We start from the raw sequence: 2,475 nt of genomic DNA, 5'->3' as shown, positions 1-2,475 counted from the left end.
GCCCGGTAGCTCGTCAGGCTCATAACCTGAAGGTCGTAGGTTCAAATCCTACTCCCGCAACCAAATTTACCGCACTCACAATATAAATGACTTGGCCCTCCGGCCCCTTGAAGCCGATGCCGTCGCACCCGTTGCAAGGGTCAGAAGCGCTGCGAGATCTCCTCGAAGATCAATCGTATACCCATCACGCGCGTCAGGGAGCAGCACAAGCTTCTCGATCAGCCCGCGAAGGCAGAGTGAGACGCCCCGGGGGGTAGAAGGGCAGGCATAGGAATTAACTGGAGGGTATTTTGTTCGACGACTACGCGACCATATCGAGTGACTTCAGGTTTGCATAGAATGCTTCCTCTGCTTCAGAGGGCGGAATGTATCCGATGGGTCCCAGCAAGCGGCGGCTGTTATACCATTCGACCTGTTAGCCGGTAGGCGATGCGTGCATCGCCGTAAGGCCACTTGAGCGTTTCCCATGCGACGTCACGGACCGATTTCCATGGTCCGATCTGATTGATCACCTCTGTTTTGAAGAGGCCGATCACACATTCAGCGAGTGCGTTATCGTAGGCATCACCAACGGCCGCCGAGGAACGCCATCGGTCCGAGTGACGATGGCGGCGACAGACAGATCAATGCCCGCATCCGCTAATCGCTTCGTCTATTTGATAGACAGATATTGTGAGCCCGTTGCCCGGCAACGGTTTGCCTGCAAACAGTGAGAGGGGCGGTCCGAATGGTGAACCAAGCTTTTGACGTCCCTATGCCATCACCCCACTTTGCGCCTCACCAACTCTTGGCCTGCCGCCCCGAGGTCGGCAGCTGTTGTCTTTATCTTCTATGCCAATGCGGGCCGGTAACTCTCACCGCTTCTGATCAGTGCCCATATCGTTCGTGCCATGCGGTTGGCCAACGCAATCGCGACCAGCTTCACCGGCTTGCGTTCGAGCATTCGGTCCAGCTAGTCAGGTGCGGCTATCCGAGGGTCCTTGCCCTCGCCCACGTCTCGCGCTGATCCTCGCCATGGCTCCGAGATAGAGCAGCCTTCGCAAGTGGCGGTTCCCAGCTTTAGAGATCCGGCCGAGCCGCCCTTTGCCGCCGCTGGAATGCGCTGACGTCCGGCGTCGTCGCGGCAAAGGCGCTGGAGGAGATCGTGCCCACTCCGGGCACCGTTGCCGAGCGGTGCGCGAGCGGGTCATCGGCCTGTTTCTCTCCGATCCGGGCCGTGACTGCATCGATCGGATCCTGTGTGCCTTTCAGCTGTTCGGCCAGCATGTCCAAGGCAGCTCGTGCAGCTTCCAGAACGGCTTCGGCGGCGACGATCAGACGCTCGACGTTTTGGATGCCCTTTGCCACCACGATGCCGAGCTCGCCCATATGCGCTCGGATCGCATTGATGATCTGCGTCCGCTGCCGGACAAGAAAATCCCGCGTCTTATGGTCCTGCAACGCTGACTGGGTCTGCGCCGTTTTCACCGGCGCAAATCGCATGGTCGGGCGCGTGACCGCTTCGCAAACAGCCTGCGCGTCTACCGCGTCAGTCTTTCCTCGCTTCACATAGGGCGTGACGTAGGCAGGCGGCATGAGACGAACCTCATGCCCCAACGCGGCAATCTCCCGACCCCAGTGATGCGCTCCCGCACAGGCTTCCATGCCCACAAGGCACCGTTTCAGCTGCGAGAAAAACAGCAGTAGCTGTGTCCGCCGAAGTTGGCGGCGACGGACGACCTTGTCGCGCACGTCGACACCATGAACCTGAAAGACTTTCTTGGCCAGATCGAGACCGATTGTGATAGGTTGTCCCATGAATGGCTCCTTTCGATGGCTGTACTCAGCCCCACCTTGGCACATCGCGATGCCGTTTGGGTGGGGCCATCCACACCATCAATGGTGGATCCGGCGTGCCGTCATATTTGGCGTCCAGTTTGTAGAAGGTGGCAGTGTTGAGGCTGTGCCTGCGGCACGCATCGGTGGTCGGTGTCCTTGTCTCTTGTTCCTAGTTTCTAACGTTGATCCGCGCCGCGGTGAAACGGCTCTTTCGCATGTGGCTGCCCCTTCATAGCTGGCGCAGACTCTCATTGATGGTGGAGTTCGCGGAGGCAGGTCTGGGTCAAGCTCTGTCGCGATCCCAAGCAGGAGCGGAAGGCTGCGAAACTGATTAAGAAAATCAGACGATGTCTTGCCGAGGAAAATGATTGGCGGAAGACCGCCTATCGGCGGGTAAGCGTGTCTTGCAATGAAACATCTAAGGGGCCGCAGAAGTTGTCCGCTCCTGTTTTAGTCATTCTGAATACACAGCAGAATTTTGAGAACGCGTAGCTGTGTGGAGCCGCAAACTAGCCAGTTGTGAACGGCGGAGCAATACTCGGCCACGGTAGCGACGGCATAGTGTTGTCGCGGGCGGCGTAAAAGTCGTCCACTTTTGCCCTTTCGGATTTCGGGAGGGCTTGGGGATATACACCGTGGACTTGTATTTGAAGGTGC

Annotated in this window: 2 pseudogenes; both read right to left on the bottom strand. The window is 58.1% G+C overall.

The annotated features are described in order from the left end of the window. Window positions 1-301: 301 nt before the first annotated feature. Window positions 302-739 (bottom strand): annotated as a pseudogene (locus AB9K37_RS16290) (hypothetical protein); the annotation flags it as partial. Window positions 740-829: 90 nt separating this feature from the next. Beyond that, window positions 830-1,797 (bottom strand): annotated as a pseudogene (locus AB9K37_RS16285) (IS110 family transposase). Window positions 1,798-2,475: the final 678 nt, after the last annotated feature.

The sequence above is a fragment of the Donghicola sp. XS_ASV15 genome, from assembly GCF_041224595.1.
In the GTDB taxonomy this organism is placed as follows: domain Bacteria; phylum Pseudomonadota; class Alphaproteobacteria; order Rhodobacterales; family Rhodobacteraceae; genus Donghicola.
This window is presented reverse-complemented; position numbering and strand designations above follow the sequence as displayed.